Below are 25,017 nucleotides of genomic sequence, written 5' to 3'. Positions count from 1 at the left end.
GGGTTAGAAGGTGATAGTCTCAAAGTTACGCAAAACGCGGCAGGCCCGGGGCAGCCATCGGACTGAGACTCCTCACTCGCCGCGTTCGGCCAGCCGTTCTTCCAGGTCCCAGAACCGGCCCAGGCGGTTGCCCGTCTCCCGGCCATCGGGGGACAGCAGCAGCCAGTCCTGCACGGCGGCCTCATCGAATTCGACGGGAGCAGTGGCGGCGGTGCGGCCGGCCACGGTGCGCACAATGCGGCCCCGCAGCACCGGACCCTGCCAGGCCTCCACGGCCACCACCACCAGCTCGGGTATGGCCGATTCGTTGAGCACCCGGGTTAGCAGGTAGAGGCTGCCCGGCGCCTGCCCAAAAGCTTTTTTGGCCGTGCCCAGGCTACGGCGGGCCTCGCGTAGCAGCGGGGCCGGGAGCTCCTGCCCCGCTGCTTGGTGTACCTGCCGCACTAGACCAGCCAGCTCCAAGCCCTTGGGGGCCTGGGCACGGGTAGCCAGCGGCAGCAAAACCAATAGCAGCACGAACCAGGAATTGCGCATAATACCAGCAGAAAATTCCGCGGTTCGAGCCCCGAACCACCATCGTTAAGATACAAACCGTAGCGGGTTTGGTTTTAGCGCGTCGGTCTGTGCTGCTTCCACCTGCCGTCTGGCCCGGCGGGCTACGGGTATGAACCCTGACCGTAAAACCAAGGTCAGCGGCCGAGCATGCAGCACCTGACCCGGGCAAAGTACGGCGGCTGACCGTATCTTTCGCCTATGCAAATCATTCATCATCCGGCGGCTCCGGCGGCAGTGGGGCCCTACGCCCAGGCCATTGAGGCCAACGGTTTCGTGTTCTGCTCGGGCCAGACGCCCATCGTGCCGGCTTCGGGCCAGGTGGAGGCACTGACCATCGAAGACCAGACCCGGCAAGTACTCGACAACCTGCGCACGGTACTCTCGGCCCGCGGCCTGAGCCTGGCCGACATCGTGAAAACCACCGTTTTCCTGAAAAACTTCGCCGATTTCGCCCGCATGAACGCCGTGTACGCTGCTCAGTTCGGGGAGCACCGCCCGGCCCGCAGCACCGTGGAGGTGTCGCGGCTGCCGCTAGACGCGCTGGTGGAAATCGAGTGCGTCGCCGTGCTGCCCGCCACCCGATGAGCGCCACCCGCCTGGCGGCTTTTCTGGCCCAGCCCCTGCAAGCCGGCGACTATTACCTCACGCCCGAGGGCTATATGGTGTTCACCGAGCAGTACCACCGCCGCCGGGGCTTCTGCTGCGGCAATGGCTGCCGGCACTGCCCCTGGCAGGCGGCGAAGGGCCAAAAATAGGGTCCGGCGGATGGTTTTAGGCGCTAACCCGCTATTTTTCAACCAACGGGTTTTGTTCCTGTCGGATTATTCCGATCTTTGCGGCCCTGTTTTTCCGAATTGAAACCACTAAGTTCCTGATATCATGGCCCGAGTTTGTGATCTGACCGGCAAGCGTACCCGCGTAGGCAACAACGTTTCGCACGCCAACAACAAAACCAAGCGCAAGTTCTACCCGAACCTGCAGAAGAAGCGCTTCTACATCCCCGAGCAGGATGCCTGGGTTACCCTCAAAGTAGCTACCAGCACCATCCGCACCATCAACAAGAACGGCATTATGGCCGTCCTCAAGAAGGCGAAGGAGCAGGGCTTCATCGTTTACTAGCTTTCTGCTCTTTTTAAAAGAGCGAAACCAGTTCGATTTTTTTTTCGCGAAGCTTCCGCGCCGCGGCCTACCTCATTCTTTGGGGTAAGCTGCGCCGCGGAAGCTTCACGCCGTTTAGGCCCGTGCCCCGGCAGCCCTGAATCAGTTGTACCTTACCCGGCGGATAGGGGCGCAACGGGGCGTCTCCAGCCATTGCCTTTGCCGCGCTATGCTTCAGAATCCGCGTATTTTACTGCGCCCGCTCGGGGCAGCAGTGCTGCTTGCTCTCGGCCTCACTACTGCCGCCCAAACAGTAGCTCCTGGTCCTGCCCGCCCCCCCGATGCGCTGAGTCCGGCGTTTCATAAGCAGCGGCGCGAGCTGCTGCGGCAGGCGCTGCCGCCCCGGTCGGTGGCCGTGCTGTTTGCCGCGCCCGTGCGCAACCGGGCCAACGATGTGAACTACGTCTACCACCAGAACCCCGATTTCTACTACCTCACCGGCTACGAGGAGCCCGAGGCCGTGCTGGTGCTCTTTGCCGAACCCCAGACGCTGGGCGGCCAGCCTGGCGTCACGGAGGCCCTGTTCGTGCAGCCCCGCGACCCCGCCCGCGAGCAGTGGACCGGTCGCCGCCTGGGGGCCGAGGGGGCCAGACGGGAGCTGCAAATCCAGTTCGTGGCCGACAACCGCGACTTTGCCCGCGCGGGCATCCGGTGGGCCGACTTCGCCCAGCTCGCCTACCTGCCCCTGCCTACCGACGTGCGCGATGCCCCCCACGATTCGGCCGACCTTTACGACCTGCTGGCGACTTTCCGCCGCCAGGCTATCCTGCCCCCGCCCCCCGAGCCGGCCCTGGCCGAGGCCCGGCAGGTGCTGCTGCAGTACGGGGCCACCAACGAGGCCCAGATGCTCGGCTACCTGCGCAGCGCTGCCCGGCAAAGCCCCGCCGTGGCTCAGGATGCCCAGATAAAGCAATACCTGGCTGCCACCACTTCTGCCCAACGCCAAGCCGCCGCCCAAACGTTTGGCCGCTACGATGGGGGTCTGGTCCTCGATGCCGCCCTCGACCAGTTGCGGGCCGTGAAAACGCCCGAGGAGCTGGTGCTGCTGCGCCGGGCCGTGCGCATCAGTGCCGTGGGCCAGCAGGAAGTGATGAAGGCTGCCCACCCGGGTATGGGCGAGCGGGAAATGCAGGGCCTGCACGAGTTCGTGTACCGCAAATACGGGGCGGAATTTGAGGGCTACCCCAGCATCGTGGGGGCCGGGGCCAACGGCTGCATCCTGCACTACGAAACCAACAGCAAGCCCCAGGTCGGCAACGAGTTGGTGCTCATGGACTGCGGGGCGGAGTACCGTGGCTACTCGGCCGACGTGACGCGGACTATCCCGCCGAGCGGCCGGTTCAGCCCCGCCCAGCGCCAGATTTACGAGCTGGTGCTGGCGGCCCAGGAGGCGGGTTTTGCCGCTTGCCGGCCGGGGGCCGACTTTCAGTCCCCCGGCCAGGCAGCCCAGAAAGTTATTGCCGCCGGCCTGCGCCGGCTCGGCATCATTACCCGCGACGAGCAGATGCGCCGCTATTTCCCCCACGGCACCAGCCACCACCTGGGCCTCAATGTGCACGACCGGGGCGGAGCCGGCCCACTGGTGGCCGGCAACGTCATCACCGTCGAGCCCGGCATCTACATCCCCGAAAACAGCCCCTGCGACCCTAAATGGTGGAACATCGGCGTCCGCATCGAAGACGACGTACTCATTACCGCTACCGGCTACGAAAACCTTTCCCGCGAAGCGCCGCGCACCGTGGCCGATATCGAGGCCCTGATGGCCCGGCCCAGCGCCCTGGAGGGCTTTAAGCTGCCGGAGCTGGAGTGAGTAACTGATGTTACGCACTGATTGCGTCTGTGCTTCAGAAAACCACTTCAGCTTCTTCCGAAAAGGCTCTTTCCAAGCGACCAGCCAAGGTGGTGCGTAACATCAGTGAGTAATCAGCTCAAGTTGCGAAATAAAGAAAAACGACATTTTGGTGAGCAACAGCGGCTGTTCTGCCTAACAACGAAGCCCTAACAATCAACAACATTCAATAAACTGTTTGGCATTGCCGATTTCCCTTGTACCTTTGCAGTCCTTAATCCAAAAACCCCGTCGAGATGGCTAAGAAAGGCAACCGGGTGCAGGTAATCCTTGAATGCACTGAGCATAAGAACTCGGGGCAGCCGGGCACCTCGCGCTACATCACCACCAAGAACCGTAAGAACACGCCCGAGCGCATCGAGTTGAAGAAATTCAACAATGTGCTGCGTAAGATGACCGTTCACAAGGAAATTAAGTAACCCGCGTCATGGCAAAGAAAGTAGTAGCAACCCTGAAAACCGCTACCGGCAAAGACTGGGCGAAAGTAATTCGCGCCGTCCGTTCGGAGAAAACCGGTGCTTACACTTTCCGCGAGGAAATGGTTCCTGTAGATAAAGTACAGGAGTACATTACCAGCGGCGTTAAGTAATCCGGCGCCCATGTGGCTACCTGATTTGAAGTAAAGAAGTCCCGCCAGCGTGGGACTTTTTTGCGTTGTAGTTGTAGCGCGAAGCTTCCGCTTCGCGTTTCGCTGAATGGCCCAGGCGTTCGGCGAATCCCGGTTTATCGTGCCACGAAACGCGAAGCGGAAGCTTCGCGCTACATCCCAACCCCGCATGGGCCTCTTCGATTTTTTCAAGAAGGACAAGGAAAGCCAGCAGCAGCAGCAGGCCCTCGATGAGGGGTTGCAGAAGACGAAAACCAGCTTCTTCGACCAGCTCAGCAAGGCTGTGGCCGGCCGCAACACCGTGGACGAGGCCGTGCTCGACGACCTCGAAACCCTGCTTGTGCACGCCGATGTGGGCATCGATACCACCGTGAAGGTGATTGAGCGCATCGAAAAGCGCGTGGCCCGCGACAAGTACGTGAGCACCGCCGACCTCGACCGTATCCTGCGGGAGGAAATCGTGGCGTTGCTCGACGCCAACAGCAGCGCCACCGGCTCGCGCGCCATTCTGGATAGGCCCGACAGCCCCGGCTCGCCCTTCGTGATTATGGTGGTGGGCGTAAACGGGGTGGGTAAAACCACTACTATCGGCAAGCTGGCCCACCGCTTCCACAGTGCGGGCAAAAAGGTGGTGCTCGGTGCGGCCGACACGTTCCGGGCCGCCGCTGTCGATCAGCTCATCATCTGGGGCGAACGGGTGGGTGTGCCCGTCATTTCGCACGGCATGAACACCGACCCGGCCGCCGTAGCCTACGACGCGGTGCAGAAAGGCGTGGAAATGGGCGCCGACGTGGTGATTATCGACACGGCGGGCCGCCTGCACAACAAGGTGAACCTGATGAACGAGCTGAGCAAAATCAAGCGCGTGATGCAGAAGGTGATTCCCGACGCGCCCCACGAGGTGCTGCTGGTACTCGACGGCAGCACCGGCCAGAACGCTTATTTGCAAGCCCAGGAGTTCACCAAGGCCACCGACGTATCGGCGCTGGCCATTACCAAGCTCGACGGTACGGCCAAGGGCGGGGTGGTTATCGGCATCTCGGCCCAGCTCCAGGTGCCGGTGCGCTACATCGGTGTGGGCGAGAAGATGACCGACTTGGGGCGGGGCTTGTCCCCGCCCGCCGTTGAACGGAATCGTTGATAAGTGCAAACGGCGGGCGGGGACAAGCCCCGCCCCTACACCGTGTTGCCAGAGCAGGTTTGCCGGTACCGCTTCCACGCAAAGAAACCTTCCGCTTAGGAAAAGGCGTTGCCGGGTGCGTACCTTTGCGGTCCGAATTTCGCCGCGGGCCAAACGCGGGCAAGTTTCTCAGGTAGAAAGAATTGCCCGCCCGCCCGCCTATCCAACCCAGCATGAAAGTAAGAAGCCAGCAGGCCAATAAAGTCAACGTCATCACCCTGGGTTGCTCCAAGAACATCGTGGACTCGGAGGTGCTCATGGGCCAGCTCCGGGCCAACCAGTTTGAGGTCACCCACGAAGCCGAGCAGAGCGACGCCAACATCGTTATCATCAATACCTGCGGCTTTATCGACAACGCCAAGCAGGAGAGCATCGATACCATTCTGCGCTACGCCGACGAAAAGGAGGCCGGCCGCCTGGAGAAGCTCTACGTAACCGGCTGCCTCTCGCAGCGCTACAAGGACGATCTGGAGCGCGAGATTCCGCAGGTGGACGCCTATTTCGGCACCCTGGAGCTGCCCCAGCTGATGAAGAAGCTGGAGGCCAACTACCAGCACGAACTGGTGGGCGAGCGGCTGCTGACCACGCCCGCGCACTATGCCTATTTCAAGATTGCCGAGGGCTGCAACCGCCCCTGTTCGTTCTGCGCCATCCCGCTCATGCGCGGCAAGCACACCGACCGCCCCATTGAGGACCTCGTAAAAGAGGCCAAGCGCCTGGCCTCCATGGGCACCAAGGAGCTGATTCTTATTGCCCAGGACCTGACCTACTACGGCCTGGAGCACTACGGCACCCGCAAGCTGGCCGACCTCGTGCGTCACCTCTCCGACGTGGAAGGCATCGACTGGATTCGGATGCAGTACGCCTACCCCTCGCAGTTCCCGCTCGACGTGCTGGACGTGATGAACGAGCGCGACAACGTGTGCAAGTACCTCGATATGCCCTTGCAGCACATTTCCGACAACATGCTCAAGAGCATGCGCCGGGGCATCAGCCAGCGCCGCACCCGCGAGCTGGTCGATACCATCCGCCAGCGCGTGCCCGACATTGCCCTGCGCACCACCCTCATTGCCGGCCACCCCGGCGAAACCCAGCAGGATTTCGAGGACCTCTACCGCTTCGTGGAAGACACCCGCTTCGACCGGCTGGGCATCTTCAACTACTCGCACGAGGACAACACGCACTCTTACACGCTGGCCGACGACGTGCCGGCCGAGGTGAAGCAGGACCGCGCCGACCAGATTATGGAGCTCCAGCAGGGCATTTCGATGGAGCTCAACGAGCAGAAAATCGGCCAGACCTACAAGGTGCTTTTCGACCGCAAGGAAAGCGGCTACTTCGTGGGCCGCACCCAGTACGACTCGCCCGAAGTGGACAACGAAGTGCTGGTGCCCGCCAACAACGACACGTTCGTGCGCATCGGTGACTTCGCCCAGGTGGAAATCACCGAAGCTTCGGATTTCGACTTGTACGGCAAGCTGGTATAGAGTGTTAGTTGTCAGTTGCTCGTTGTTAGTTGTCAGGCTCGTTTGTTGACGGGATGCTTTTCGGCGGCTTTTGCAATAGCTCCCGGTGCCTCTGGTGCCGGGAGCTATTGCTTTTAACAGCCTTGACAGCAACTGACAACTAACAACTGATACCTGACAACTAAAAATACCCCGTTACTTTGTGGCGTCTGGCCGGTTGTAGCCGGATTACCCCTTCCGTCCATGACCGTAACTACGCTTCCTTACGCCGAAACCGGCGCGTTTTCTTCTTTGCTGGTTGATTATCTGGCCCGCAAAGAGGCTTTGCAGCCCTTCTACCACCGTTTCCCGGAGCTGTCGGCTTTTGCGGAGCAGATAGAGGAGAAGCAGGTGGCCTACGCGCCCGAGGCCCGGCAGCGGCTGGTAGCGGCCCTGCAACAGCAATACGCCGGTCTGCCTAAAGCCCCAGCGGCCGTGCAGGCCAACCTGGCGCTGCTGGCCAAGGACACCACCTTCACCGTAACCACCGGCCACCAGCTCAACCTGTTTACCGGCCCGCTGTACTTCATCTACAAGATAGTATCGGCCATCAAGCTGGCCCGGCAACTCAAGGAAGCGTACCCGCAGTACGATTTCGTGCCGGTGTACTGGCTGGCTACGGAGGACCACGACTTCGCCGAAATCAACCATTTCAGCCTCTTCGGCAAGACCTACGAGTGGAACGCGGCCGAAACCGGCCAGCCCGTGGGCCGCATGAACCTGGATGGGCTGGCCGAGCAGGTACTCGACCAGCTACCGGCCGACGTACCGGCTCTGTTCCGGGAGGCCTACGCGCAATCGGCTACGCTGGCCGAAGCCACCCACCGGCTGGCCATGAGCCTGTTTGGCGAGTACGGGCTGGTGAGCCTGGATGCCGACGTGCCGGAACTGAAGCAGGCCCTGGCCCCGGTGCTGGAACGCGAGTTGGGCGAGCAGGCCTCCTACCAGGCCGTGCAGGCCGCCGACGCCCGCCTGGAAGCTGCCGGCTACAAGCCCCAGGTGTACGCCCGGCCCTTCAACCTGTTCTTCATCACGGCCGAAGGCCAGCGCGAACGGTTGGAGTACGACCAGACCAACGACTCGGTCACGCTGACCGTGGATGGCGCGGCCAAAGCGCTGGGGCGGCCCGAGTTGCTGGCGCTGGCCGCCGCGCACCCCGAGCAGTTCAGCCCCAACGTGGTGCTGCGGCCCTTGTACCAGGAGCTGCTGCTGCCCAACCTGTGCTACATCGGGGGCGGGGCCGAGGTGGCCTACTGGTTCCAGCTGAAAGGCGTGTTTGAGCAGAACGGCGTGCCTTTCCCCATGGTGCTGCTGCGCAATTCGGCCCAGTTCATCAGCAAGGCCAACGCCGGTAAGCTGCGCAAGCTGGGGCTGGACAGCACGGCCGTATTCGCGAAGCTGCCGGCCCTTAAGCAGCAGCTGGCGGCCCACCTGGGCCAGGAGGAAGTGGACCTGAGCGCGCAGCAGCAGCAGCTGGCCGCCGCCTTCGAGGCCGTGGCCGCCCTGGCCCAGCGCCTCGACCCCTCGCTGGTAAAGGCCGTGGCCGCCGAGCAGCAGAAGGCCAGCGGCATCCTCGGCAACCTGGAAAAACGCCTCAGCAAAGCCGCCGAAGCCAAGCACGAAACCGCCTACCAGCAGCTCGACGGCCTGCTGGGCAAACTGCTGCCCGGCGGCGGCCTCCAGGAGCGCTCCGACAACGTGCTCAACATCCTCATCAACAACCCCGATTTCATCACCCAGCTCCTCGACGCCTTCGACCCGCTGGCCTTGGAGTTCACGCTGCTGGAAGAGGAACAGATTGGCTTTTAGCTGTTAGCTATCAGCTGATAGTTGTTCGCTTTCCACCAGGTGTTTAGTGGGTTGGCTCTAGTCTTTTGTATTAGCGAGACAACCGCTGGTAGTTGGCAAGTCTCTGGCAGGAGTAATCCTTTATTCCTGCCAGATGCTTTTTCGTGCTACTGTTTCCCCGAGCCGCTGCCTGCGCTTGCTTCGCTCCGCCTTGCTGCCGCTACTGCTGCTGACCTTCACCACCCACGCCCAGACCCTGACCGGGACCATTACGGGTGGCCCCGCCGCCGGGCCGGTACCCTATGCTAACCTGGGCATTCCCGGCAAAAGCGTGGGTACCGTGGCCGATGAGCACGGCGCTTACCAGCTCACCTACACCGCCGCCAACCTCACCGATACGGTGCGTATTTCGAGCCTCGGCTACGAGCCGCAAAGCCGGCTGCTGCAGGAACTATTGACCCACCCGGCTGTGGTGCTCATCCCCGTTGCCGTGGGGCTGGCCGATGTGCGGGTGCAGGCGCCAGGCCTGTACAAGCGCAACCGCACGCTGGGCAATACCAAGAACTCGGAAAGTATTGTTTTTAAGCTGCAAGCGGAACATTTAGGGGCCGAAATGGGCATGGTCGTCTTGCTCAAACACGCGCCCACCAAAGTGCTCAAGGCTCACTTCAACGTCATCTACCGCCAGCCCGATACCCTGCGCTTTCGGGTGAACCTGTACCGGCTGCTGCCCAACGGCAAACCCTCGGACGAGAAGCTGCTCACCCGCAACCTGCTGGTGACGACGGCCAACCGGACGGATACTAACGCGCCGCTGACCGTAGCCCTGGAGGACGACCGGCTAGTGGTGGACGAGGATTTTCTGCTGACGCTGGAATGGATTGGCGGGGGCAATGTGGAGCAGGTAAGCAATAACCTGACCTTCCCCAGCGCCATTGGCTACGGCAACGGCCCCATGTACTTCCGCAAAAGCAGCCAGGATACCTGGAAAAAAGCGTCGGTGGGCGTACTGCTGGCCGGTATGCAGCCCAAGCTGGGCTTCTACGTAACGGCGCTGGATTGATAATAAACGTCTGCCCAGCCAACGGTTGGGGGCTGGCTGGTATCTTACCCGCATTTGCTTCCCAATTCACCAGACCTATGCGGCTATTACGCTTCTCCATCTCGCTCTTTATGCTGTTGACGGTGCTCGGCGCAACGGCCCGCGCCCAGGTTATTAGCGGCGTTATCACGAAAGCGGGGACTCAGGAGCCGGTGCCGTTTGTGAACATTGGCGTGCCGGGCAAGGCCGTGGGTACCGTATCGGATGAGCGGGGGTACTACCGCTTGCACGGGGTGGCCCCCACCGACACGGTGCGCGTTTCGAGTATGGGGTTTCGGCCGCGCCGCCTCACGGGGCAGGTGTTGCAGGCCCAGCCCAATGTGCTGCTCACCGAAGACGCGGTGGCCCTGCGCGGCGTGACGGTGAAAGCCAAGGGGCTGTTTCGGCGTACCCGCACGCTGGGTGTCGCCAACGAATCCAATGGTACAATCACGCTGTTGGCCAGCGACCTGGGGGCGGAAATCGGCACGGTTATCAGCCTGAAACACAAGCCCACCAAAGTACTCAATGCCAACTTCAACGTGGCCTACAACCGGGCCGGCGCGCTCACGTACCGGGTGAACCTGTACCGACTGCTGCCCAATGGCCGGCCCTCCTCGCAGAAGCTGGTGCAGCGGGATATCATCGTGACCAGCAGCGTGACCAAAGGCCCGATTACCGTGGACCTGACGTCCGACCAACTGGTACTGGAAGAAGATTTTTTCCTGGCCCTGGAGTGGATTGGGGGTGCGGATGCCCCGGTGGTAAGCAACCAGCTGGCCTTTTTCGCCGGGGCCGGCTACACCAATAATGAACTCTACATCCGCAAAACCAGTCAGGGAACCTGGGAGCGGCAGTCGGTTGGGGGGTACCTGGCGGGTATGCAGCCCCGTGCCAGCTTCTTCGTCACGGTGCAGGATTAACGCCAACTTGCCATGACCAAAGCCGACCTGCGCCGCGCCGCTCTGGCCCGCCGCCGCGCCCTGCCGGAAGTGGAAGTAGCCCGCCGCTGCGCCACATTGTGGCCGCAACTACTAGCCGGGTTCCCGGTGGCGGCGTGGCGCGGGCTGCACCTGTTTCTGCCGATTGCCCGCCAGCACGAGCCCGATACCTGGCCGCTCATCCGCCAGTTGTGGGCGCAGTATCCGAACCTGCAACTGGCCGTGCCCGTGGTGCAGCCCGACGGCCATACGCTCCGCCACTTTCGTCTCGGCCCCGAAACCCCGCTGACGCCCAACCGCTGGAACATCCCGGAGCCCGCCCCCGATGCCCTGGAGGTATCGCCCGAGGCTTTCGATGCCGTGCTGGTGCCACTGCTGGCCTTCGACGAAACCGGGCACCGCGTGGGCTACGGCAAAGGTTTCTACGACCAGTTTCTGGCCCAATGCCGGCCTGAAACCCTGCGCATTGGCGTGAGCCTGGAGCCGCCGGTGCCCCGCATTGCCGACGCCTGGGCCGGTGACGTGCGCCTGCACGCCTGCCTCACGCCGGAGCGGGTGTGGCGGTTTGAAGCATAAGACGGCTCCGCGAACCTTTGCCGGAAACCGGCCCCGGAATAGTCTGTCCGACCAGCCAAAACCGCTATATTCAACCCATGCAGAAACTTCCTGCCCCCGCCTCCGCCCGCCGACCGCCCCGCCGGAAATTGCGGCCGCTTGATATGACGCCGATGGCCGGCGTGGGCTTTCTGCTAGTCTGTTTTTTTCTGATGGCCTCCTCCTTTAGCCGGCCCACGGTCATGCAACTGTCGATGCCGGTGAAGCCGCCACCGGATGCGCTGTTTGAGCAGTCGGACTGCGGGTGCGGTACCAGCGTGCTGACGGTGCTCCTCGGCCCCAACCACCAGGTATGGTATTACTGGGGGATGCTCTCAAACGCCGATCTGCCCGGTTTGCATCAGACCGATCTCAGTCCCAGCGGGCTGCGGCAAGTATTGCTCGGGTTTCGGGCAGAGGGAGGGCCGTGCGGCATGGTTCTGCTCAAACCCACCGACGCGGCCAACTACCGGAGCCTGGTTGATGCCCTGGACGAGATGAAAGTAACCGACCAGAGGCGCTATGCCCTGGTCGAAGTCAGTGAGGCCGAAAAGGCACTGCTATGCCCCCGGCCGCGCTGAATTCTGGCAGATGCGGACCTGGTATATAGCTTAGGTCTGATAAAGCAAACATCATCCTAAGGGAGCAAAATCACTTTTGCACCTTCAGGATGATGTTTTTTAGGGCCGGATGGATTTATTTCTGGGCCGGGCCGCCCAGCGGATCAGGTTGGGGCGGCGTATGGTTGGCGGCGCGCCGTTCGGCGGCCTTACTGCGTTTGGTAACGGGCTGAAAAGCGCGGCGCTGGGCCGCTAGTACCTGGGCAAGGGAGGCGAGACTGTGTTTCATACAGCAGAAAGGGTAGAAGATAAAACAACATGCAATAGGCTGGTAAGCAGTAGATAGGGCGATGCAATATAGAAGAAAGCCGGGAAAAAATGATCTTCTATCCCCGTAGTTTATTGCCGCAGAGTATCTACCTGCGTGATGCGGGCCTGGCCCCAGGGCGCGATGCTGATGGTGACGCGCAGGCGGCGGCGCTGCCGCAGGTGGCGGCTCATAGCATCGGACACGTAGTAGCGCTCCAGGCCGTAGCGCAGGCGCAGGCCGCGCCGCCACACATCCTGCACCGAACCGCGCAACACGGCCTGCTGCCCGGTGGTAATGGGAGGCTCCGCGTACACGCCCGTGGCCTCGAAGTCGCCGGAAGAGCGGGGCTCCAGCAGCACGTAGGCGGCCTGCTTGCGCCGGGGTGTTGCGGAGCCGCGCCACAGGCTGCCCGGCAGCTCGCTGATCTGGTAGCGCAGGCGCAGGTAGTCGCCGTAGAGCAAATCGCGCGGGTCGACGGGCTCGGTTTGCAGCGTGATGGTGCGGCCCAGGGCGGCCGTGGCGTAGCCGGCCACGGCTACGCCCAGCACGAACAGCACCTGGGCCGCCACCAGCCAGATCAGCCAGCGGCGGTGCCGGGCAGGTAAGCCCGGGGTAGCCGGGGTAGCCCCGGCCAGCGGCGCGGTAGCAACGGAATCGGGCGCGGAGAGGCTCATGGCTGGGAAATGACGGGCGCGGCGGTAGCGGCCAGGGTGCGGGCGGCGCGGCGGCGCAGCCACCAGCTCAGGCCCAGCAGCAGCAAACCGCCCAGCAGGAAAAACAACGACTTATCCAGAAAACCCCACGTCAACTTGAAGTAGGCCACGGCCGTCGTGAGCACGAACAGCACGGTGCCCAGCGTCACGCGGTCGGGGTTGTGCTCCTGGTGGGCGCGCACCAGCACGCTGCCCGAGTAGGCATACAGCACCACCAGCGTAGCCACGGCCAGCGGCAGCCCGCCCGTAAAGTAGAAGCCCGGCAGCAGCAGCAGCCAGTCGGTGGCGCTGCCCAGGCGGCCCCGGCGCTGCTTGCCCACCAACGAAACCGCCAGCACGGCCCCCAGCGCCGCCAGGTAGGGCACCAGCGGCGCCCGGAGCTGGCCGGCGTAGAAATCCGACTCGCCAAACAGCGCCAGCCCGAGCGTAAACAGAAAAGCTGCGCCCAGTGGCGGCCCCTGCAACGCCCGGCCGGCGGGCCGGTCGGCCTGCCAGTCGCCGAGGGCGTACACGAGCATGGCGGGAATGAAGAACCAGGTGATTTTAACGTGCAGGTGGTTGATGAGCAACCCCGCCTGCCAGAGCAGCCCGCCGGCCAGCACCCCGCCCAGCAGCGCATCGGGCCGCCGCCACCAGTAGTAGCCCAACCCCAGGGCCGTGCCGATGGCCGTGAGGTAGCTGAACGCGCCCAGCTGCCCGGTGTTGTAGCCCTGCACGACGCCGCTGATAATGGCCGTGAGCAGAAACAGCAGCCGGCTGCGGTAGAGCCACGTGAGGCCCATGCCCGCCACGGCCCAGGCCAGCAAGCCGGTCAGGTCGTACCCAATAAGCTGGTAGAGCTGACTGGTAAGCACAATGCTGGCCCCGAACAGGATCAGGCCCAGGGCCACCAGGCCCATGCCCAGGCTCAGGTTGCCGCGCCGCCGGAAGTACTCGCCGCCCGCGTAAGCAGCCAGCAGCGCGCCCAACAGCAGCCCCAGGCGCACCAGTTCGGGGAGGCCCTGCCAGTTCGCCGCCACCACGCTCAGCGCGCTCAGGCCCACCAGCAAACTCCCCAATAATGGCAGCAGCCCGATGGCCGCGCCATCGATGGGGTAGAGGGTGAGGAGCTGCTCCCGCTGCGCCTCGCTGATGACACCCCGCTGCACCCATTCCAGCCCGTCGGTTTCCAGTAGCTTTCGACTCATAAGGGCAGCAACTTACGGAGAGAATATAGCAATCAGCGCAAGAGGGGCGAGAACAGGCCCAGCACCCCAGCCAGAGAACCGGCCCAGCAGCACCGTCTGGCCGGGGCAGAAGGCAAGGGCTGGTACGGAAAAGCAGCAGCGTCAGGGGCCTGCCGCGGGCAGGCGCTATAGCAGGCTGAGCATCCGCCTACGCCGGGGTGAGAAAGTAGTGGCCATGGCAGTAAGCATCAACAGTGAGGTGCCGGAGCCGGAGCAGGCGTTATAGCCGGGGTTTGGTGAGGGGCTCGGCGCTTTCCAGCAGATCAGTGGCCAGGAAGGCATTATCCTGGTTGAGGTACCATTTGCGCTCCTTCGGCAGGCGGATGCCGTCCACCGTCAGCACGTCGCGGAGCAGGATGTACTCCCCGTCGTTGGGGGTGCGGTTGTGGGTGAAACGATACGCCTGGAGGGCCGCGCTGGTGGGGTCGAAGTAGAACGTCCAGCTGTCGGTGCCCACGGCCGGGTCGTAGCGGACCTCAGCGGTGAGGTACTCCTGGCCGAGCAGGGTCTGGGCTTTGGTTTCGGGCGTTACCAGCGTACCGGCGTCCTGGAGCTTCATGGGCAGGCCGTAGAGGTAGGTGTAGTAGTTGCGCATGGTCTGGCCCATGCCGGCCCCAAGGCGGTACTGCTTGCGCTCGGCTTCGCTCAGCTCGGCCCGCCCATCGAGCAGCAGCACCTCCCGGCCCGCCACCACGGCCTTGATGATTTCGTGGTCCTCGCGGTGGCTGATGTAGCAGAAGTAGCCGGTTCGGTTGTCAAGCTCCACCGCAAAGGTACTGACGGTGCCGGCGGCGTTGGTGGAGCGGAAGTGCAGCCGGGTTCGTAGCGTGGCCCATTGGCCCTGCGGGTCGTGCCAGGCAATACTTTGGCGGATGAGCTCGGAGCCCGTTGGGGCCGGAAGCCGGGCGGCTGAACCAAAGAACAGGGCCACGAGCAGAAACAGAGTGGGCATGGAAGCAGGGGGAAAATGAACCCACCGGCGCAGCACCGGCGACCAGCAAGCCGGGTGCCATCCCCGGCCCGGGGCAAGCTAAAGATAGGCGCTACCGGCTAACCGCCCCCGGGCCGTCGGTGAACTTGACCGGATAAGCTGGTAGGTGAAATGTCATTCAGCGCGGCGCGACGAATCTGGCGTGAACTCATTTCGACGATTGTTCTAACAAGTTCGAGCGCCATTCTTCGCGCTGCGCTGAATGACACCCCGGGCACACCAATATGGCTAGGCGGCGGCCGGTTCGGTGGCTCTGCGGGCAGCGCTGGTCGTGGGGTTGCTACTGATGCCGGGGCGGCGGTTTTCCTGCTTCGGTGAGCGTAGCCGATGGTGTGGAAAACAGAAAATAAGCAACGGAAGAGGTAGGTTATTCTTTTGGAGTAAAATAATAACCTACCTCTTCCGTCGCCTCATCTCCGGCGAAACTCACACCCCGGCTACTGCTCCGCGAACCCACTGCGGCAGTGTTTGCCGCGTACTTGGAACCGGAAGCCGCGCCGTGCGGAGCGCAACTCCGCAAATCGGGCCTTGGGCGGGGGGCGCCTCTTCACGTAACAGAAGCGGTTAGCTCAGGTAGCCGGGAGAGGCCGGTTGGTTTCGCCCGGCCAATCGGTTGTGAAAGCAGCCGAACGATACGGGAGCCCGCCCCCTGCTTTCCAGGCCCAAAGAGAAGGCCCGCTCATTGGCGGGCCTTCTCTCTGATAAAAGCGAATGGCCGGCTACCAGCTAATGGCTGGCCGCTCAACACCACTACTGCTTCACGAACCGCTCGTGGAAGGTCTTCTGCCCGTCGCTGACGGTGAGCAGGTAAACGCCACTCGCCAGATTGGTCACGTTCAGCTGGCCGTTCTCGAAGCGGGCGTTGGCCACTTTGGCGCCTCGCAAATCGGTAACCGTAGCCGCTACTACCGGCGCCTTCCCGGCCAGCACGATGTGGAGCACGCTGGCGGCTGGGTTCGGATACAGCGTCACGGCTTTCTCGAAGCCAGCGTCGGCGGCGGTGGCAATCCGGGCCGCTGCGTACACCTCGGTACCGGCCGGCTGGCTGGCGCCGTCGATGATGGTGACTGAGTAGTCCTCGGTTTCGCCGTAGGTGAAGCTGTTGCAGCTGGTGGTCGCCGCATTGTCGCTCATGGTTACCCGCAGGCGGGTTTTGCCGCTCTTGGCCGAAGCCGGTACGGTGAAGGTAGCCGACAAAGTAGCGCTGCTCGACGAGGCCCCCGACACCACCGTTTCGCCGGCATCGGTGAAGTCGCCGTCCTGGTTGTAGTCGATGTACACGCGCCAGTTTTCCGTGTAAGCCGTGGAGCGGAAGCCCGCCGAGATGCTGATGGTTTGCGCCGAGCCGGCCGTGAGGTCGGTGGTCAGGGCCGTACCGTCGTAGTAGCCGCCATCGGCCCCCGAAGTGCGGTTGATGCTGCCCAAACGGACCAGATCAATCCACTCGTAGCTCACGTTGTTGCCTTTACTGGCGCAGTAGGTAACGGGGGCCGGCGGAGTAGGCGGGGTGGGCGGAGTGGGTGGGGGCGGCGGAGTGCCGCCGACGGGGGCCGTACCGGTAATCGTGAACGAGCCAATGGAGGCGTAGTCAGAGTAGCCGTCGGTGAGGGGGTTGCCCGAGCCAGTGCCGCTCACCTGGAGGTAGAAGGTGCCGGCGGGCAGGGTGGTGCTGACGGTGGCGTTGAGCTTATCGCCCCCGGGCGTGTCGTAGGTACCCAGCACGGCCCCGTTGCTGTCGAGCAGGCGAACCAGCACGTTGAGGTTGCCGTAGCGGGCCACCGTATTCACGGCGATGCTCACGGCCCCGCCGCTGGTGGTAAAGCTGAAGTAATCCTGGTCGGCGGTCCGCTCCACGATGCCGTTGCCGCTCAGGCTGGTGCCGCTGCGGGCCAGCACCGTGGCGGCGGTGGTGGAGTTGCCGTGGTCGTCGGCGCGGTAGCCCACGTTGTAGGTGGTGCTGGCGATGATGGCCAGATCGTCCTGGGTCTGGTTGGCCTGGGCGTATTCGCCCTTGCTCCACTGCGTAACCGGCTTGTAGTAGCCCACGCCCATGATCGGAGCCCACGAGCCCTGGCCCTGGTAGTAGCCCTCACTGGGGGTGCTGCGGCCGTCGTGGCTCAGGCCCAGGGTGTGGCCGATTTCGTGCGAGGTAGCTTCCCCGCCCGATTTGGGGTCGCTCATGAACACCCAGCAGGGCGTGTCGTTGTTGCCCCGGAACGAGGTCACGTAGGCCACCCCACCGGCCCCGGGCGCGGCCGTGTTGGTGGGCGTCACGATGCAGCGCATGCGCATGTTCTTGGGGTAGGAGTTGAACACGGCCAGGTCGGTGGTCACGTTCATGTCGAAGGGGCGGAAATCCTCGCTCACCAGCTCCCAGAAGGCCTGTACTTTAACGGCGTCGTTCTCAATACCCGAGGGCGCGGCGTCAATCGGGTTGCCGTTGTTCCAGGGCGTCCCCGACACGTACTCGCCGTCGAGGTCGATGTAGAGGCAGCCTCTGGCCCCGGGCAGGCTCTGCAACGACACTACGGCCGCCGCGGCGGCGGCGCGGTTGGCGGGTGCCGGGGTGGGTGCCTGGTAGCCCAGGGGTTGGTCGTAGTCGATGCAGATGACCTGGTTAATGTCCATTTCCTGCACCTGGGCGTTGCCCCGGGCATCGGCGGAGTAGCGGTAGGCCCGCTTGGTAGCGCGCAGCACAATGTTGCCCTCCACCTGGTCACCTTCGACGCGCACGAAAAACGAGGAGCCGGGTACGCCGGCCAGCTCGCCCACCAGGTACTCCCCGGCCGAGGCCAGGTCTTCGCGGTAATTCACCTGGCCGGTGAAGGTTTTGTCGGCCGCTACGCGCAGCGTTACCCGGGGTTTGGGCTGGCGCTGGGCCAGGTCGGCGGCCACCTGGGTTTCGAGCTGTTGCACCAGGCTCCGGGCGCTGCCCAACTGGTACACCGGGCCAGCGGGCCGGTTCTGGGCGAAGGTGGCCGACGGGCCGAGCAGCAGGGCCGCACCGAGCCCGCACGCATAAAGTTTGTTCATGGTAGTGGGGTTGTGGAAAAGAAAAGGAGAGCAGCAGTAGGGAAAAGGGTGGATGATGTTTCCCTGATTTCTGGTAAATGTATCATTACATGGGTAATGTGCAATTATTGTGTATTATATATATACGATTGACTGCCAGATTATTGACACCCTTCAGGAGCGCATCAGCCCAGATTAGCCCCCAGGTGCATCGACTCATAAAGTCGTTTTGCAGCCTCCAGCACCAGTTATGATATCCGGCTCAGTCCCGCCAACCCAACCGCCAAGTCGGGCAAAAGAGAAAGGGAAGTAGAATTGGAAAGGCCAAAATCCTGTTAATCCCCCCATAGTTGCTTCTCGTAAATGCCAACCTTTTTTCAGGCCCCTTCCTCGCGCCGAAGCCCTGCTGGTACCAGAACCGGACGCACTACTCGCCCGATGCTCACGCCCGTTTCCGGGCCTCAGCCACCCGCAAAGGCTCTCCGGCTGGATCCTGAAAAAGCGTTTTCCGCCACTTCGCCCGTCCGGCACTTACACGCAATCTGAAACGGGTAACTATGGGGCCAAACGACCATCCCGGTTTGCGGCCTCTCGCCTCTGCTGACCCCGCCAGCCCACAACCAAAAAGCGGCTGAAGCTGCAAGAGCTTCAGCCGCCTGGCTGCGTCGTATATCAGAAAAGTAACGCTAGCTGGTCAGCTTCACGTTAAAGGCGCTGGGGCCTTTCTGACCCATTTCCACCTCGTAGGAAACTTTGTCGTTTTCCTTGATAGTGATGCCGCCCAGGCTGTTGGCGTGCACGAACACGCTCTGCTGAGTAGCCGAGTCTTTGATGAAGCCGTAGCCCTTGGAGTCGTTGAAGAAAGTTACCGAGCCGGTACGAACCGGATCTTCCTCCTCCATATCTTCCTGACGGATGGCACCGATGCGGATGCTTTCCAGGGGAATCTCCTTCTTCTTTTTGGTCGGATCCGGGGGAGTATCCACGATGTTGCCGTTCTCGTCCACGTAGGCCAGCATCTCATCGAGACCCTGTCCTTTGCTGGAGTTGGCCTGGCGCTCCTCCTTCTTCTCCGCCTTCTCCTGGCGCTTCTTCAGTCGTTTCTTCTCGTTTTCCCTTTTGCCGAAGGTGGCCTGTGATCTACCCATATGGTGTGTTTGATTGGTTTTAAGGTTCGCTCCGCAAAGCGAAATCAAAAGTGTAAAGCTTCTTTATCTGATCCAGAACGGCTCAGAATCTAGCAAAGTTCCTATATACGACTCCAGGAGTCGGTGGAATAACCCGGGGGCCGGACCAAGGCGGGGAGCCGCCGGGGCCAGTGGGAGGGGTTCCCGGATCGGTTGATAGCAGGTGCGCCGTTGAGAAAGCGAAAAAATGCAACGCGGCGGGCACCCGAAGTAGCGAAAGTGGTAAAGTTACTCTTAAATTTCTGCAAATGGAAGCGGGCAAGCGCAGAAATCCGGCCCACTCGACGGGGGCGGAAACAGGCCCCACCAACGGCCCGCTGGCCCCCGTCAGCGGCCTCGTAGGCCCCCGCAGCCCCAACTGCAACCGGCCCGCCGCCGCCCAAACCAGCGAACGAAAATGCCGCCTGCGGGCGGCGCGAATTATCCGGGTCGCTGCGCCGGACGCTGGTCGGGTGTTCGGGGTTTTCGGGCCGGCAGCGGTCGGGAGTGGTGCGCACCACAACGGGCCTGACAGACATAACATTGCGGCAAGCAACCCACCGGGTGTAGTGGGCCTGCTCCGGGGGCTATCGGATTTCGGTGGCCAGGGCCACGGCTGCCACGTCGGGCGTCAGCAGGGCCGCTACTTCGCGCACCTCACCGGCGACCAGCCCGGCCAGCCCGATGGTGCCGATACGCACCCGCACCAGGCGCAGCGTGGGGAAGCCGACGGCGGCCGTCATTTTGCGGACCTGCCGGTTTTTGCCCTCCGTTACCGTGATGCTCACCCAGCTGGTAGGCCCGTGCCGGTCGTCGCGGATTTTACGGGTGCGGGGCGGCAAGTCGGGTGGGGCGGGCAGGCGGAAGGCGGCGCAGGGCAGGGTCCGGTAGATACCCCCGTCCACGCCAATAGCGACGCCGGTTTGCAGCTGGGCCACGGCTTCCTCGGTTATCAGACCATCGACCTGGGCGTAGTATTCCTTCTCCACATCCTTGCGGCGAATCCGCTCACTCACCCGGCCGTCGGTGGTCAGCAACAGCAGCCCTTCGCTGTGTTCGTCGAGGCGGCCGATGGCCATGGTGCCAGCCGGGAAATCGTGAAGCGCACCCAGAAACTTCTTTTTGCGGGCCTCCCGGGCATCTTCGCTGCGGAACTGGCTGAGGTAGCCGAAGGGCTTGTGGAGCAGAAAGTGGCGGGATTCACTCATGGCCGGCAAAGGTACGCCGCCGAGCCGGGCACCGCTACGGAGCCTCAGCGCTCAATGAGTGGTTTTTATAAACCGGAAGCCCCCGCAGCTACTTCCGCGCCGGGGTTACGGGTTGCCGGCCGCTTAAGGCTACAGTTTACTGAGCAGCCTGAATCCGTGGCGAGTGAGCCGGTACTGCTGGCCCCGGCTGCGGCTGGCGTTGCCTTCCACCGGCCTGCCCGGGTCTTCAATGTCTTCTTCAACGGTAGGCAGGGAGAAGCCGGGGTGGCGGGCCAGGTAGCGCGGGTTACGGTGGTGCTGGCCACCGTAAAAAAAATAGTTTTGCCGGGAAGGCCGGTGTTGCGCAGTAGCCTGGCGGCGCGGGCGGAGGCGTAGTTGCCAGCCGTTGCGAGTTGCCAAAATGGCCTACTGCGGGTCCGCGCGCTTACCGTTGGGCCCTGCCCCGGTTGTAGATGTCGCTGGCCCCCGAGGCGTGGGACGTGAGTTGGGCGGCCGAAACGTAGGCGTCGGAGGAGCCGCTGGCCTGCACATCGGCCTGCTGGCTTTGCAGGTTGGTGGCCTTGTAGTCGCTGCTGCCGCTCAGGCGCACCTGCTGGCGGTCGGCGCGGCCGCGCAGCTCCACATCGGAGGCCCCGCTGGCCGTTACCGTCAGCAAGCGGGTGTTCAGGCCCAGCGTCACGTCGGAAGCACCGCTGGCTTTAATGGTAAAGTTGTCGGCCTCGAAAGTGGAGGTGCTCTTGATGTCGCAGGCCCCGCTGGTTTCGATGCCACTCAGGCGCGGGCAGGTCACGTACACGGTTACCTTGTGGGTGCCGAACCAGCTGGAGGGGGCATCCTTGTCGCGGTAGATGGTGAGCGTACCGTTCTGAACCTCCGTTTTAATGTAGCGCTCCAACTCACCGTCGGTTACCACTTTTACCTCCGTAGTAGCACCCTGCACGAGCACTACGTCGCAGGCTCCGCTGGCTTTGAGTTTGTCGAAATTACCCACGCTGCGCCGTTGCTGGGCGTGGCCGGCGCTGAGGGTGAACAGGCTGAAGAGGGTCACGGCGGCCCCGGCACGGAGAAAGGAATCGGTACGCATAACGCAGGCAGGTAGAAGGGTGGAAGAATACGGCGGTTGGAGCAGCAGATGCGGGCGGGGCATCGGCCGTTGCCCGGAACGCCGGAAATTTTACAGGTTCAGGCTGGGCCAGCGGGTACAACCCGGGGGCGAGCGGGGCCGTATCAGCCTTCATTATAGTTGCGGGCCTATATGCGGCCGGGCTATTTCTGTTCAATTTGCCTCTTTCCCATGACTAAGTCTCTTCTTCTGCTCTCCGCCGCCGCCAGTCTGGCCGTCGTTTCCTGCACCCAGGACAAGCAAGCCGCCATGGAGGCGGCCACCACACCCTCGGCCGATACGGCCGTTGTGATGAATGACGACATGAGCTACCGCAGCGACGCCGACCGCGTGATAACCCGCGTAGCCAACGACCTCGACCTCAACGACACGACGGTGGTATCCACCATCGGCCGCACGTACTACGACCGGGGCCGCCGCCTGAGTGAGCTCAACCGCCGCTACGCCACCGATACGGTAGGCCGCTACGCCGCCCTGCGGGCCGTGAACGACGAAACCGACAACGCGGTGAAAAAGGTGCTTAACGACGACGAGCGGTACAACACTTACACCTCCAACCGTGGGACGTACTACGAAGGCACGCCCTATACCGCCACGGTGGTAGTAGCCGAGCCGGTAGTTGTGGCCGCCCCGGCCCGCCCCCGTGGCCCGCGGGTAGTGGAGTACGACAAGCAGCGCGACGGTGACGTGAAAATCACGTACTCGAACGGTAAGGTGGTGAAAATCGACAAGGACGGCGACACCAAAGTGCAGTACCCGAACGGCACTAAAGTGAAGCGCGACGCCGACGACGGCGAAGTGAAGGTGAAGCGCTAAGCAGCGGCTGCTCCTCAAGCATAAAAGCCCCCGCGCCGGTCTGGTGCGGGGGCTTTCCGCGTTTTAGATGCCCGGCGGGGAAGCCATTATCAACATCATCACGGCCAAGGGCCGCAAGCTGGGCACCAACGGCGTCGCTACGCTGGGTGCGGGGCCGGACAGTACGGGCGCTACAACGCCGGCCTCAACCTCAACCACCGTACCGCCGCTCTCAATGTGTTCGGTAGCCTCGACCGCCAGGAAAACCAGGTGTACAGCACCACCAGTGCCGTTCGTGGCGTGGGGGGAAGGAGTAGAACTCCGGGAAAGCGGCCGCGAAGTGCGCCATGCTCAGAACAACTCTGCTAAGCTGCGCTTCGGCTACGCGCTGAGCAAAAACAGCTCGGCCGGGGTTCTGCTCAAAGGCGCGTTCAGCAACCGCGACCGGGACCTCCAGAATCTGGCCCGTCTCAGCAACAACGTGCTGCTCGCGGCCTCGCAGGTGACTACCGAGGGCGCGGCGCAGTTTCTGAGCCCTTCGGTGAACGTATACTACAAAACGAAGCTCGATACCGCCGGCCGCACCCTGAGCCTGAACGCCGACTACTTGGCCTACCGCAAAAACTGGCGCAACGACTACACCACCCAGGCCCTCGACGGCAACCTACAGGAAACCGGCCCCGCCGACCAACTGCGCGACAACTCCCCGGCCCGCAACGTCGGTGCGCTCGGTTTCGGCCGATTACGCCCAGCCCCTGGGCAGCGCCCACCTGGCGGCCGGCAGATGCCCGGGCTGCGCGTCGCGCACGACCGCCACCCGAAACAGGGTGGGGCCGAAATCGGGCCTCATGGGCCGCAGGATGAGCGGCGGCTCCGGGGCGGCCGTGGCAAGCTGCCCGAGCAGCGTCAGCCCGAGAAAGAGGGAGGAAAGAAAAGCCAGCATGTAGCTTCGCAGATACCAGTGAGCCGGTGGTTGTTCCGCTGCCGTTAGGTCAGGCAGCCCCGAAAGCCCATCATTTTCCCGCTCCCGTACCATTTCTCATTTCTCACCCCACGCTCAGACGCTGGCGGCGGTACTCGGTGGGGCTTTGGCCGGTGAACTTGCGGAAGGTTTTGTTGAAGTGCGAAAGGTTGTTGAAGCCGCAGGCGTAGCAGACTTCCGTCACGGCCAGATCGTCGTCGAGCAGCAACCGGCAGGCCTGGCCCACGCGGTATTCCTGCAAGAAATCGGTGAGCGTGTGGCGGGTCATCTTCTTGAAGTAGCGGCAGAACGCGGGCACCGACAAATACGCCACATCGGCCACCTCCTGCACCGAGAGGCTGGCGCGCTGGTAGTGCTGCTCCACAAACTGATACACCCGGCTCAGGCGCTGCTGCTCCTTGCCGCTCAGGCCCTGGCCGCCGGTGCCCGCGTGCAGGGGCTGGCAATCGGTGCCGGGCGATTGGGCCAGCTCCTGCAATACTTGCAGCAGCAGCAGCAGTCGCATAAAGGGCGGGGCCGTCAGGAGCTGGCGCAATGCCGGCCCCACCGCCGTGCGGGTTGTGCCCCCGAACGAGAGGCCCTCGTGGGAGCGGGCCAGCAGCTGCCGGATGGCGGCCAGCTCGGGCTTGTCCCAGAAGTCGGTACCCAGAAAATCGCCCCGCAGCTGCACCACAATCTCCTCGAAGGGCGTGCCCACCGGCTGGCCGTAACTGAACGTCAGGTGGGGCAGGTCGGGGCCGATGAGCACCAGCTCGCCGTCCTCGAAGCGGGAAATGTGCTGCCCGATATGGCGGCGGCCGTGGCCCCGGGGAATATAAACCAGCTCGTACTCAGGGTGGTAGTGCCAGAGCAGCTCGGCCTTGCTGACTTCGGTGTAGTGGAGCAGCGTAAAGGAGCTGTCGACGGTGGGGTGGATGGGTTCGAACTGTAATTTCACGGCGCAATGGTGCCTCAATGGCGGAGTGGGAACGTGAAGTTAATACATTTGGTCAATCGGGCACCAAAAAAGGCGAACCAAGCAGTAGCAATCCGCGTACCTGATGCGGACCTTTGACTCACTGTAACTCCTTCGCTCAGATGAAAACGCTTTATCCTTACTTGCTGGCCCTGACGCTGTTCGTGCTGCTGCTCGTAGGCGCGCAGGTTTCGCAGGCCCAACCCGCCGCCGTCAGCCCCGAATCGGTGGCGGTTCGCAGTACCCGCCTGGCCCGTTACCTGGCCCGGTCCCTGAACCTTTCGCGCCGGCAGCACAAAGAGGTGGCGCGTAGTACCCGCACCTATCTGGCCCAGCTGGCCAGCCTCGGCGAAACCAATGAGCGCCCGGGCCTGGTGGCCGCCGCTGAGCCGGGGCGGCTGCTGCCCAGCCCGGCCGCGTTGCGGGCCGAAAAAAACTACGAAGAAGAACTGGCGCGGGTGCTTACTCCCGGGCAGTACAATGGGTACCGCTGGCTTCGCCGCCAGCCCGGTGCGGCCCGCTAAGGCGCGTAGCCCGAAACAGACATCCAGCGGCTTTGGGTGGGAATTTTAGCCGCTGGCCGTTTCCCGGCTGCTTTTGGTGGTCGGTAAACGCAAAAGAGGTTGAGGCTGTGGGAGCTTCAGCCTCTTTTTTTTGTTGCGCTACGTATGCAAGGGCTCTTTCCCGCCCTTTTGTTCTTACTTAGGGGGTTACAAGT

General features: G+C 63.0%; 27 protein-coding genes. 16 read left to right on the top strand and 11 right to left on the bottom strand.

Annotation, left to right across the window (positions count from 1 at the left end):
* Window positions 1–72 precede the first annotated feature (72 nt).
* Window positions 73–534 (bottom strand): hypothetical protein, encoded by a 462-nt coding sequence (locus tag D0T11_RS04300; protein WP_119654551.1) that lies wholly within the window; start codon window positions 532–534, stop codon window positions 73–75.
* Between the two features lie 219 nt (window positions 535–753).
* On the opposite strand from D0T11_RS04300, the gene D0T11_RS04295 reads away from it, so the two are divergent.
* The 13 genes from D0T11_RS04295 to D0T11_RS04240 all read left to right on the top strand — a co-directional run bounded on the left by D0T11_RS04295 (window position 754) and on the right by D0T11_RS04240 (window position 11,839).
* Window positions 754–1,140, top strand: coding sequence for a RidA family protein (locus D0T11_RS04295; protein ID WP_119654550.1), 387 nt, complete (start codon window positions 754–756; stop codon window positions 1,138–1,140).
* The gene (locus D0T11_RS21995) at window positions 1,137–1,310 is read left to right on the top strand and encodes a DUF5522 domain-containing protein (RefSeq protein ID WP_182888232.1); all 174 of its coding nucleotides are present in this window, start codon (window positions 1,137–1,139) and stop codon (window positions 1,308–1,310) included. Before D0T11_RS04295 ends, D0T11_RS21995 begins: the two co-directional genes overlap by 4 nt.
* A 124-nt stretch (window positions 1,311–1,434) precedes the next feature.
* Window positions 1,435–1,674 (top strand): 50S ribosomal protein L28, encoded by a 240-nt coding sequence (gene rpmB, locus D0T11_RS04290; RefSeq protein WP_088462723.1) that lies wholly within the window; start codon window positions 1,435–1,437, stop codon window positions 1,672–1,674.
* A 208-nt stretch (window positions 1,675–1,882) separates the two neighbouring features.
* A complete protein-coding gene (locus tag D0T11_RS04285) occupies window positions 1,883–3,523 on the top strand; it encodes an aminopeptidase P family protein (RefSeq protein WP_182888231.1) in 1,641 nt (546 codons plus the stop codon).
* 275 nt (window positions 3,524–3,798) lie between these two features.
* Window positions 3,799–3,981 carry a 50S ribosomal protein L33 gene (rpmG, locus tag D0T11_RS04280; RefSeq protein ID WP_019946888.1) on the top strand — a complete coding sequence of 61 codons (183 nt, stop codon included), beginning with the start codon at window positions 3,799–3,801 and terminating at the stop codon, window positions 3,979–3,981.
* Between the two features lie 8 nt (window positions 3,982–3,989).
* Window positions 3,990–4,151 (top strand): DUF4295 domain-containing protein, encoded by a 162-nt coding sequence (locus D0T11_RS04275; protein ID WP_088462722.1) that lies wholly within the window; start codon window positions 3,990–3,992, stop codon window positions 4,149–4,151.
* A gap of 187 nt (window positions 4,152–4,338) precedes the next feature.
* Complete coding sequence (gene ftsY / locus D0T11_RS04270) at window positions 4,339–5,310, top strand: signal recognition particle-docking protein FtsY (RefSeq protein ID WP_119654549.1); 972 nt, start codon at window positions 4,339–4,341, stop codon at window positions 5,308–5,310.
* A gap of 212 nt (window positions 5,311–5,522) precedes the next feature.
* Window positions 5,523–6,836 (top strand): 30S ribosomal protein S12 methylthiotransferase RimO, encoded by a 1,314-nt coding sequence (gene rimO, locus D0T11_RS04265; RefSeq protein WP_119654548.1) that lies wholly within the window; start codon window positions 5,523–5,525, stop codon window positions 6,834–6,836.
* 222 nt (window positions 6,837–7,058) lie between these two features.
* Entirely contained in the window at window positions 7,059–8,663 is a 1,605-nt protein-coding gene (bshC, locus tag D0T11_RS04260; RefSeq protein ID WP_119654547.1) for a bacillithiol biosynthesis cysteine-adding enzyme BshC, read from the top strand.
* A 133-nt stretch (window positions 8,664–8,796) separates the two neighbouring features.
* A complete protein-coding gene (locus D0T11_RS04255; RefSeq protein ID WP_119654546.1) occupies window positions 8,797–9,705 on the top strand; it encodes a carboxypeptidase-like regulatory domain-containing protein in 909 nt (302 codons plus the stop codon).
* A gap of 77 nt (window positions 9,706–9,782) precedes the next feature.
* Window positions 9,783–10,646 carry a carboxypeptidase-like regulatory domain-containing protein gene (locus D0T11_RS04250; protein ID WP_119654545.1) on the top strand — a complete coding sequence of 288 codons (864 nt, stop codon included), beginning with the start codon at window positions 9,783–9,785 and terminating at the stop codon, window positions 10,644–10,646.
* Between the two features lie 12 nt (window positions 10,647–10,658).
* The gene (locus D0T11_RS04245) at window positions 10,659–11,240 is read left to right on the top strand and encodes a 5-formyltetrahydrofolate cyclo-ligase (RefSeq protein WP_119654544.1); all 582 of its coding nucleotides are present in this window, start codon (window positions 10,659–10,661) and stop codon (window positions 11,238–11,240) included.
* Window positions 11,241–11,317: 77 nt separating this feature from the next.
* On the top strand, window positions 11,318–11,839 hold the full coding sequence (locus D0T11_RS04240) for an ExbD/TolR family protein (protein ID WP_119654543.1): 522 nt from the start codon (window positions 11,318–11,320) through the stop codon (window positions 11,837–11,839).
* A gap of 115 nt (window positions 11,840–11,954) precedes the next feature.
* Here the strand turns inward: D0T11_RS04240 and D0T11_RS22425 are convergent, their stop codons facing one another.
* The 9 genes from D0T11_RS22425 to D0T11_RS04200 all read right to left on the bottom strand — a co-directional run bounded on the left by D0T11_RS22425 (window position 11,955) and on the right by D0T11_RS04200 (window position 21,528).
* Window positions 11,955–12,107 (bottom strand): hypothetical protein, encoded by a 153-nt coding sequence (locus tag D0T11_RS22425; RefSeq protein WP_182888230.1) that lies wholly within the window; start codon window positions 12,105–12,107, stop codon window positions 11,955–11,957.
* Window positions 12,108–12,217: 110 nt separating this feature from the next.
* Entirely contained in the window at window positions 12,218–12,802 is a 585-nt protein-coding gene (locus tag D0T11_RS04235; protein WP_119654542.1) for a GDYXXLXY domain-containing protein, read from the bottom strand.
* Window positions 12,799–14,028 (bottom strand): DUF2157 domain-containing protein, encoded by a 1,230-nt coding sequence (locus tag D0T11_RS04230; RefSeq protein ID WP_119654541.1) that lies wholly within the window; start codon window positions 14,026–14,028, stop codon window positions 12,799–12,801. The genes D0T11_RS04235 and D0T11_RS04230 overlap by 4 nt, the downstream gene beginning before the upstream one ends.
* A 259-nt stretch (window positions 14,029–14,287) precedes the next feature.
* A complete protein-coding gene (locus D0T11_RS04225) occupies window positions 14,288–15,019 on the bottom strand; it encodes a DUF6503 family protein (protein WP_119654540.1) in 732 nt (243 codons plus the stop codon).
* Window positions 15,020–15,808: 789 nt separating this feature from the next.
* Window positions 15,809–18,091 carry a GEVED domain-containing protein gene (locus D0T11_RS04220; RefSeq protein ID WP_119654539.1) on the bottom strand — a complete coding sequence of 761 codons (2,283 nt, stop codon included), beginning with the start codon at window positions 18,089–18,091 and terminating at the stop codon, window positions 15,809–15,811.
* Between the two features lie 665 nt (window positions 18,092–18,756).
* Window positions 18,757–19,218 carry a cold-shock protein gene (locus D0T11_RS04215; RefSeq protein WP_119654538.1) on the bottom strand — a complete coding sequence of 154 codons (462 nt, stop codon included), beginning with the start codon at window positions 19,216–19,218 and terminating at the stop codon, window positions 18,757–18,759.
* 605 nt (window positions 19,219–19,823) lie between these two features.
* Window positions 19,824–20,444 carry a pseudouridine synthase gene (locus D0T11_RS04210; RefSeq protein WP_119654537.1) on the bottom strand — a complete coding sequence of 207 codons (621 nt, stop codon included), beginning with the start codon at window positions 20,442–20,444 and terminating at the stop codon, window positions 19,824–19,826.
* Window positions 20,445–20,573: 129 nt separating this feature from the next.
* Complete coding sequence (locus D0T11_RS04205) at window positions 20,574–20,843, bottom strand: hypothetical protein (protein WP_119654536.1); 270 nt, start codon at window positions 20,841–20,843, stop codon at window positions 20,574–20,576.
* A 25-nt stretch (window positions 20,844–20,868) separates the two neighbouring features.
* Window positions 20,869–21,528, bottom strand: a complete 660-nt coding sequence (locus D0T11_RS04200) for a head GIN domain-containing protein (RefSeq protein ID WP_182888229.1) — start codon at window positions 21,526–21,528, stop codon at window positions 20,869–20,871.
* Between the two features lie 210 nt (window positions 21,529–21,738).
* Here D0T11_RS04200 and D0T11_RS04195 point away from each other — a divergent pair, with 210 nt between their 5' ends.
* Window positions 21,739–22,383: a T-complex 10 C-terminal domain-containing protein gene (locus D0T11_RS04195; protein ID WP_119654534.1), complete on the top strand. Its 645-nt coding sequence runs from the start codon at window positions 21,739–21,741 to the stop codon at window positions 22,381–22,383.
* Between the two features lie 67 nt (window positions 22,384–22,450).
* Entirely contained in the window at window positions 22,451–23,353 is a 903-nt protein-coding gene (locus D0T11_RS04190; protein ID WP_119654533.1) for a hypothetical protein, read from the top strand.
* A 55-nt stretch (window positions 23,354–23,408) separates the two neighbouring features.
* Here D0T11_RS04190 and D0T11_RS04185 read toward each other — a convergent pair whose 3' ends face one another.
* Window positions 23,409–24,281, bottom strand: coding sequence for an AraC family transcriptional regulator (locus D0T11_RS04185; RefSeq protein ID WP_119654532.1), 873 nt, complete (start codon window positions 24,279–24,281; stop codon window positions 23,409–23,411).
* 140 nt (window positions 24,282–24,421) lie between these two features.
* Here D0T11_RS04185 and D0T11_RS04180 point away from each other — a divergent pair, with 140 nt between their 5' ends.
* Window positions 24,422–24,823 (top strand): hypothetical protein, encoded by a 402-nt coding sequence (locus D0T11_RS04180; RefSeq protein ID WP_119654531.1) that lies wholly within the window; start codon window positions 24,422–24,424, stop codon window positions 24,821–24,823.
* Window positions 24,824–25,017: the final 194 nt, after the last annotated feature.

The organism is Hymenobacter rubripertinctus (assembly GCF_003583925.1).
Taxonomy (GTDB): domain Bacteria; phylum Bacteroidota; class Bacteroidia; order Cytophagales; family Hymenobacteraceae; genus Hymenobacter; species Hymenobacter rubripertinctus.
Note: the sequence above shows the minus strand (reverse complement) of the source record. Positions and strands in the feature narration are given on the sequence as shown.

What these genes read in the sequence shown, in the direction of transcription:
- D0T11_RS04225 (WP_119654540.1), bottom strand. Translation starts at nt 15,019, where the DNA reads ATGCCCACTCTGTTTCTGCTCGTGGCCCTGTTCTTTGGTTCAGCCGCC.
- D0T11_RS04180 (WP_119654531.1), top strand. Translation starts at nt 24,422, where the DNA reads ATGAAAACGCTTTATCCTTACTTGCTGGCCCTGACGCTGTTCGTGCTG.
- D0T11_RS04235 (WP_119654542.1), bottom strand. Translation starts at nt 12,802, where the DNA reads ATGAGCCTCTCCGCGCCCGATTCCGTTGCTACCGCGCCGCTGGCCGGG.
- ftsY (WP_119654549.1), top strand. Translation starts at nt 4,339, where the DNA reads ATGGGCCTCTTCGATTTTTTCAAGAAGGACAAGGAAAGCCAGCAGCAG.
- bshC (WP_119654547.1), top strand. Translation starts at nt 7,059, where the DNA reads ATGACCGTAACTACGCTTCCTTACGCCGAAACCGGCGCGTTTTCTTCT.
- rpmG (WP_019946888.1), top strand. Translation starts at nt 3,799, where the DNA reads ATGGCTAAGAAAGGCAACCGGGTGCAGGTAATCCTTGAATGCACTGAG.
- D0T11_RS21995 (WP_182888232.1), top strand. Translation starts at nt 1,137, where the DNA reads ATGAGCGCCACCCGCCTGGCGGCTTTTCTGGCCCAGCCCCTGCAAGCC.
- D0T11_RS04220 (WP_119654539.1), bottom strand. Translation starts at nt 18,091, where the DNA reads ATGAACAAACTTTATGCGTGCGGGCTCGGTGCGGCCCTGCTGCTCGGC.
- D0T11_RS04195 (WP_119654534.1), top strand. Translation starts at nt 21,739, where the DNA reads ATGACTAAGTCTCTTCTTCTGCTCTCCGCCGCCGCCAGTCTGGCCGTC.
- D0T11_RS04190 (WP_119654533.1), top strand. Translation starts at nt 22,451, where the DNA reads ATGCCCGGCGGGGAAGCCATTATCAACATCATCACGGCCAAGGGCCGC.
- D0T11_RS04285 (WP_182888231.1), top strand. Translation starts at nt 1,883, where the DNA reads ATGCTTCAGAATCCGCGTATTTTACTGCGCCCGCTCGGGGCAGCAGTG.
- D0T11_RS04255 (WP_119654546.1), top strand. Translation starts at nt 8,797, where the DNA reads ATGCTTTTTCGTGCTACTGTTTCCCCGAGCCGCTGCCTGCGCTTGCTT.
- D0T11_RS04250 (WP_119654545.1), top strand. Translation starts at nt 9,783, where the DNA reads ATGCGGCTATTACGCTTCTCCATCTCGCTCTTTATGCTGTTGACGGTG.
- D0T11_RS04230 (WP_119654541.1), bottom strand. Translation starts at nt 14,028, where the DNA reads ATGAGTCGAAAGCTACTGGAAACCGACGGGCTGGAATGGGTGCAGCGG.
- D0T11_RS04210 (WP_119654537.1), bottom strand. Translation starts at nt 20,444, where the DNA reads ATGAGTGAATCCCGCCACTTTCTGCTCCACAAGCCCTTCGGCTACCTC.
- D0T11_RS04245 (WP_119654544.1), top strand. Translation starts at nt 10,659, where the DNA reads ATGACCAAAGCCGACCTGCGCCGCGCCGCTCTGGCCCGCCGCCGCGCC.
- D0T11_RS04200 (WP_182888229.1), bottom strand. Translation starts at nt 21,528, where the DNA reads ATGCGTACCGATTCCTTTCTCCGTGCCGGGGCCGCCGTGACCCTCTTC.
- D0T11_RS04215 (WP_119654538.1), bottom strand. Translation starts at nt 19,218, where the DNA reads ATGGGTAGATCACAGGCCACCTTCGGCAAAAGGGAAAACGAGAAGAAA.
- rpmB (WP_088462723.1), top strand. Translation starts at nt 1,435, where the DNA reads ATGGCCCGAGTTTGTGATCTGACCGGCAAGCGTACCCGCGTAGGCAAC.
- D0T11_RS04240 (WP_119654543.1), top strand. Translation starts at nt 11,318, where the DNA reads ATGCAGAAACTTCCTGCCCCCGCCTCCGCCCGCCGACCGCCCCGCCGG.
- D0T11_RS22425 (WP_182888230.1), bottom strand. Translation starts at nt 12,107, where the DNA reads ATGAAACACAGTCTCGCCTCCCTTGCCCAGGTACTAGCGGCCCAGCGC.
- D0T11_RS04275 (WP_088462722.1), top strand. Translation starts at nt 3,990, where the DNA reads ATGGCAAAGAAAGTAGTAGCAACCCTGAAAACCGCTACCGGCAAAGAC.
- D0T11_RS04295 (WP_119654550.1), top strand. Translation starts at nt 754, where the DNA reads ATGCAAATCATTCATCATCCGGCGGCTCCGGCGGCAGTGGGGCCCTAC.
- D0T11_RS04300 (WP_119654551.1), bottom strand. Translation starts at nt 534, where the DNA reads ATGCGCAATTCCTGGTTCGTGCTGCTATTGGTTTTGCTGCCGCTGGCT.
- rimO (WP_119654548.1), top strand. Translation starts at nt 5,523, where the DNA reads ATGAAAGTAAGAAGCCAGCAGGCCAATAAAGTCAACGTCATCACCCTG.